The 5,916-nt window shown below is 68.9% G+C and carries 7 protein-coding genes; 1 reads left to right on the forward strand and 6 read right to left on the reverse strand.

The annotated features are described in order from the left end of the window. Nucleotides 1-609: glycoside hydrolase family 11 protein (locus VN779_RS18565; RefSeq protein ID WP_325725027.1), on the reverse strand; the 609-nt coding region annotated here is incomplete at its 3' end. A 259-nt stretch (nt 610-868) separates the two neighbouring features. Continuing rightward, a complete protein-coding gene (locus VN779_RS18570; protein ID WP_325725029.1) occupies nt 869-1,708 on the reverse strand; it encodes a DUF3048 domain-containing protein in 840 nt (279 codons plus the stop codon). 276 nt (nt 1,709-1,984) lie between these two features. Between VN779_RS18570 and VN779_RS18575 the strand changes: the two genes are divergently transcribed. Beyond that, nucleotides 1,985-2,809: an NRDE family protein gene (locus VN779_RS18575; protein WP_325725031.1), complete on the forward strand. Its 825-nt coding sequence runs from the start codon at nt 1,985-1,987 to the stop codon at nt 2,807-2,809. A gap of 22 nt (nt 2,810-2,831) precedes the next feature. On the opposite strand, the gene VN779_RS18580 is transcribed toward VN779_RS18575, so the two are convergent. The 4 genes from VN779_RS18580 to VN779_RS18595 form a co-directional block, all read right to left on the reverse strand. After that, nucleotides 2,832-4,217 (reverse strand): PH domain-containing protein, encoded by a 1,386-nt coding sequence (locus VN779_RS18580; protein ID WP_325725032.1) that lies wholly within the window; start codon nt 4,215-4,217, stop codon nt 2,832-2,834. Then, entirely contained in the window at nt 4,214-4,738 is a 525-nt protein-coding gene (locus VN779_RS18585) for a PH domain-containing protein (protein WP_325725034.1), read from the reverse strand. The genes VN779_RS18580 and VN779_RS18585 overlap by 4 nt, the downstream gene beginning before the upstream one ends. A gap of 55 nt (nt 4,739-4,793) precedes the next feature. Then, on the reverse strand, nt 4,794-5,600 hold the full coding sequence (locus VN779_RS18590; RefSeq protein WP_325725036.1) for an SDR family NAD(P)-dependent oxidoreductase: 807 nt from the start codon (nt 5,598-5,600) through the stop codon (nt 4,794-4,796). A gap of 81 nt (nt 5,601-5,681) precedes the next feature. Continuing rightward, on the reverse strand, nt 5,682-5,916 hold a 235-nt coding region (locus VN779_RS18595), incomplete at its 5' end, for an enoyl-CoA hydratase-related protein (RefSeq protein WP_325725038.1).

The raw sequence follows: 5,916 nt of genomic DNA on the forward strand, positions 1-5,916 counted from the left end.
GAAGAAGTTCTGCGTGGTGATGGTGCCGCTGCTGGTCGGCGAGGTGCGGATGGCCAGGTACTGCTCGAAGGTGCAGTTGTTGCCCTGGATGCAGGGCTGGTTGACCTGCTGGTGCTCGTAGATGTTGTACGTGCCGCCGTCGCTGGTCATCTGCCCCATGTACGTGCCGGCCGTGTTCGGAGAGCCGCTGTAGTTCTCCTCCACGTAGTACTCGACCAGCGGGTTGGTCGACCAGCCGTACAGCGAAATCAGCGTCGTGCCGCCGGAGGCGTTCAGGCTGCTGGAGAAAGTGACGGTCTGGTTGCTGCCCGGGTTCCAGCCGACGCCGGCGACGAAGTCGCCGACATTGCTCCATGAACTGGAGTAGCTGTTGCTCGAGTTCAGCGTGATGCAGGCCGAGCCTTGGCCGGCGGTCCACATCTGGTAGTACATGCCGCCGTTGTTGCCGGTCTGGCTGGAGCAGATCTGCGTGGCGGCGCTGGCGGTGCCGGGCAGCACCGTCGCGACCAAGGCGAACACGGCGCCGAGCGCCGTGGCTACGGCGCTGCCGACGAAGAGCCTGGTGCGGCCGCGTCTGCGCCCCGTGAGTGGGGTGGGGGCATCGTTCACGTGCGTGCTTCCTCCTCGTGAAGGCCGACCCGGATCGACGGTGCGTGGGTGAGGCCTGATGGGCGGAAGTATTGGCCCGGCACCGAAGACTTGGCAACAACTTTCGGAGATCTTGCGAAAAGCCCGGAGCGCAAATCGATGAGAGAAATCGAATGATGGCAGGTCAGCCTAATATGGCTGGTCACGGCACCGAGCCGGACCGTTGGAAGTTTCAGTCAGACCCGCAGCTGCGGATAACCCGGTCCGAAACTTTTCGAGCCTATCCTTGGCCTTCCAGGACGATCCAGGTGCGGCCCGGCGCGAGCGGCATCGGCACGCCGTTGATCGTGTAGTCGGTCGGCGAGGTGTCGGTGGCCTTCGACCATTGGCCGTGCCAGACCTGGCCGCCGCGGTAGAAGTCGGCGAGGCCCTGGCCGGTGGTCTGCGAGAAGACCTCGTTGTCGGGATGCCCGGCGTTGTGGTCGGTGTATTTGCCCGGCACGACGTGGACGTGCTGAATGATCACGTTGTCCGCGCTGGTGCGGCCCTGATCGGTGGTATTCGCGGCGCGGCCGTCGACCGACACCAGCCATCGGGTTCCCGAGGCGGTGAAGGTGAATGAGGCCGAGGGCATCGTGGCGCTCACCGACGCGGCCGACTGCCCGCCGGCCGGCGCTGGACCGAAGCGCAGGCCCACATCCTTCGCCTCGGCCAGGTCGGGATAGGCGGTGAATATGCTGGCCGGGGAAATGTAGGTCGGGTCGTTGCCGCCATTGCTGAATTGGCTCGACGCAATGGCTGGAGTGATGTTCTGCACGTTGGCCGCGGCGAGGTCGGGCAGCAGCCCGGAGATGGCGCCGGAGTAGGCCAGCCCGACGCGGCCGTACGCGGCCAGCAACGGGATGTCGGTCTGCCGCGCGCTGCGCACCGGTCCGACGCGGGCCGGGGCGCGCGAGCTGTCGTAGATCGCGAGGTAGCGGCTCAGTCCGCCCTCGACCTCGATGACGTAGACGATGTCGGCCGAGTTGAGTCCGGTTTGCCGTCGCTGCGCAGAGCCGACGTTGTCGATCTTGACCGCGAGGACGTGGCCTGCCGCTCCGATGCCGGTCAGCGGGCTCAACGCGGGCGTGCTTGCCGAGGGCGTCGGCTTCGCGGAACCGCTGGAACTGGAGCAGGCCGCGGCGCCGAGGCTAAGTCCCGGGCCGGCCAGCGCTAGAACTGCGAAGGTCGCGAATCTGCGCGGTCTGCGCGGCCGGGCTGCGGCAACAAAACGCGTGTTAGCCGCGCGAGGACTCAGATTTGCTTGGTCCGCCATGTGCACTCGCCGCCTGCCAGGTCTCAGAACGCTCACTGCCGACTCCACTGTCTCAGGACGCGAGCGATACGACGAGCCGGCGTGAACCCGGTAACGTCGTTCTTCCGGTCGGGCCAGTCCGGTCCACTCCACGGAAGCGGCGGCGAGATGTGCACCACGGTGGTCAGCATCGATCCCCACTCCGCCGTTCCGGTGCTGCTGATCGGGGTGCGCGACGAGTTCCTTGACCGGCCGTGGCTGCCACCTGGCCGGCGCTGGCCGCATCGCCCGGAGCTGGTCGGCGGCCAGGACCTGCAAGCTCTGGGCACCTGGCTGGCGGTAAACCCGCAGGTGCCACGGGTGGCGTGCGTGCTCAACGCGCACGGCGAGCCGGCCGCGCAATCGCGTCGGCTGACCCGTGGCGAGTTACCGCTGCGCCTCGCGGCCGATGGGGAGGCCGGTGACCTCGATATCACGCGGTACGACCCGTTCCATCTGGTGTGGGCGACGCCGCAGTCGGTTCGCTTGTGGAGCTGGAACGGGGCCACCCTCGACGAGCGAGCGCTGCACGCGGGCTTGCACATCATCGTCAACTCCGGTCTCGAGGGCGCTGATGAAAGCGAAGGGCCGGGGGCTGCGCAGATGCGTGCGCGCATCGAGTACTTCCGGCCGCTGCTTGAGAAGGCGCCGCGACCCGAACCACGCGAAGGAGCCGTCGAGAGCGCGTGGGGCGAGTGGCTGCCGCTGGTGAGCGGCGCTGGACTTGATGTCGCCGATGCCCGCGCGCTCGTGTTGCGCCGGAGCATCGAAGCGAAGCAGTGGGGCACCTCAAGTCTGAGCTTGGTCGCCCTCACCCGCACCGGAGCGCGTTACGACTTCTGCGGGGACCCCGCCGAAGCGCGCCCGGTTTGGTCGCGCGTGCTCTGATCGTGACGCGCGGTGCGCTCGCCTAGACGGCGATGCGGCGCGCGGTGGCGCTGCGCGTGCTCTGCTCTTCCAAGAACTGCTGTGCTTCGGCGATGTCCCGATGGCGTAGCAGGATCCTGACAGGTCCGCGGGCGGTGTGCAGCGCGACGCTCGCCAGCGAGAGCGAGCGCTGCCACGGCCCCTGGATCAGATGCAATGACTGCACCTTGACATGCGGTATGACGCTGTACCGAGGGTGCAGCAAGCCGCGCCGCGCTATGACGACAGTGTCGTCGAACCCGAATGCGTAAGAACGACGCCAGAAGAAGGCCCGCCATCGGGCGCGATCCGGCACCGGCCGCAATCGCACGTCGGCGAACTGGATCCCGAGCAGGTGCCCGACAACCGCGAACGCCTCGCCGACCGGGGCGACCGGCAACAGCACCGCGGTCGTGCGACGGCCTGGCTCGCCGCGCCCGCCGCCGTGCGCGTATCCGGCGACGTTCATGCGCACGCGCGCCCATCCTGCTGCCCGCCAGAGCAGCGGCTGGCTTATCTCGATGGCCTGGAGCCGGTTGACCGGCACCGTTTGCGCGTACCGGTTGAGCAGTCCGTGCCGCAGCCGAATCCCGTCGCGCGAAAGCGAGAGGGTGAAGCCGTAGTAACGCTGCAGCCGCTCCCACGCCAAGCCGATCGCTGCGATCGTCTCGGGGATCGTGCCACTGAGCGCGTGAACCGATCCGGTAGCGACGACCGCGATGTTAGCCGCCGCTGCGAGGGCGGCGAACCACACCGCCGGTGACAGCGCCCACGAGGCCAGGAATCGGCCGTGCGGAACGACCGCGAGCGCGACCTCGTCGGACTCAAGCCCGTATGGCACGCCGCCGTGGTACGCCAGGGCGCGCTGCGCTCCCGGCTCGCCTTCATCAGCCTGCTGGTTCGTGCCGGCATGGCCCTCAACCGCAACGACCTGCTCGACCCGGCTGAGCAGAAATGCCCGCAGCCGGGCGGCCTCCTCCTGCCGCACGCACGCGAGCCGGAAGTGCCCGTGCCTGCCTCCGCCGAGTTGCAGACGCAGCTCGGCCAGTCCGAACATCCGCGCCAGCACCGGCTGATCGACGTCAACGGCCTGTATTCGGTCGAAGCGGGCGGTACGGCTTTGCCGGAAGAGCACGCCGGAGTCCAGCCGGAACTCTTCGGGCGCGACCCGGAAGCTGGTGCGTACCCACGCGAGCACGCCGAGGAGCGCGGCCGCGACCGGGATGATCACCTCCACCAGTTCGCCGCCGCCCAGCGCCCGGCCGCTGACCACCGCGACCACGAGCCCTGACAAAACCCGGCGCGCCTCGTGCACCGCGTTCACGACGATCGACCAGGGGTGGGTCCGGCGCGGCACGCTCCAGTCCACGCCCGCGGCGGCCTGGTTCACAGCCCGGCCATCCGGGCCTCACCGAGTGCGGCGAGCCGATCGCGCAACTGCTCCGCGAGCGCGGGCTTGAGTCCCGGTATGCGCGCGTCGGACGCGGCTGACGCGGTGTGCAATCGCAGGGTACAGATACCAAGGGAGCGCTCGAGCGGCCCGGCGACGATGTCGACGAACTGCATCCGTCCGTACGGCACCACAACCTGCTTGCGCACCAACAACCCGTGATCGATCAACAGATCCTCGCCGCGCTCGCGGAATCGCCACGTGCGCGCCGAGCGCCCGAGCGGATACCACGCCAGCGCCAGCAGGCCGGCCGCCGCAGCGGCGAGGACGAGCTGCGCGGTACCGTTCGTCAGCCCGGCGACCACCGCGGGCACGGCGGCGAGAGCCAGAAGCTTGATACGCCTGGCGAGCGCGAGTCTGCCCCGAGCGATCTCGTGCCAGTCGCCATCCCCGTTCCCTCCCCCGGCGGACCGGGCCGCCACCTGCGAACCGGCGCCGGAAGGAGGCTCCCCATCGATCATTCGTGCAGTCTATGCGCTGGTTCAGGCGCAGGGCGGGTTCGCTGCGCAGCTGTGCTCACCGCTTCCGCAGCCGCAGACTGGTCCAGCTCGCGTCCGCCGTCCAACCACCGTCCACCGGGAGCGCGACACCGTTGACGAACCCGCTCGCGGCGGGATCGGCGAGGAACGCGACGGCGGCGGCGATGTCGTCTGGAGCGGCGAAACGGCCCATTGGCACCCGGTCGGTGATGTCGGCATCGGTGTATCCGCCGGAGGCCTGGTCCGCCGCATCCATCTCGGTCTTGACCCAGCCGGGGCACACGGCGTTCACCCGCACCCCGCGCCCGCCCCACTCGGCGGCGAGCGTGCGAGTCAGGCCGATCAAGCCGTGTTTGCTGGCGTTGTAGGCCGCGCGGTCCGCGATGCCGTGCAAGCCGGCGATTGACGCGATGTTGACGATCGACCCGCTCCCGGCAGCGAGCATCGCCGCGCCCAGCGCCCGCGACAACAGGAACGGGCCGGTCAGGTTCACGTCCAGCACGCGCCGCCACTGCTGCGCCGTCGTCTCCTCGGCGGGGCGGAGCAGAGAGACGCCGGCGTTGTTGACCAGCACGTCGATCCGGCCGTACTCGGCGAGGGCGCGGTCCGCCAACTCGGCGGCGTACGGTTCGGAGGCAACATCTCCGGCCAGCGCGAACGCCGCTGCGCCCTGGCCGCGTAGGGCAGCAAGGGTCTCGGTCGGTTCACGCAGGTCCGCCAGCACCATCGCGTATCCGCGTGCCGCCAGTACCTCGGCCACACGGCGTCCGATCCCCTGCGCGGCCCCCGTCACTACAGCGACCGCGCTTACCGCTACCGCATTGTCTGCGCTATTCGCACTCATCCGACAATCCCTCGATCCCTCTTAGCCCATGAATATATTCACGGGCCGCCGAGGGCAAACGAGGTTCGCGCCTGCGGCTGGTTATCGTCCAGTGAAGTCGGGCGCGCGCTTCTCCAGGAACGCGGTCATCCCTTCTTTCTGGTCCTCAGTGGCGAACAGAGCGTGGAAGAGGCGGCGCTCGAACAGGATTCCCTCGCGCAGGCCCACTTCCAACGCCCGGTCCACCGCCTCGCGCGCCGCCATCACGGCCGGCTTGCTATACGACGCGATCGCCGCGGCCGCGGCAGCCGCCTCGTGCATCAGGCGGTCGGCCGGG

The organism is Actinocrinis sp. (assembly GCF_035605935.1).
In the GTDB taxonomy this organism is placed as follows: domain Bacteria; phylum Actinomycetota; class Actinomycetes; order Streptomycetales; family Catenulisporaceae; genus Actinocrinis.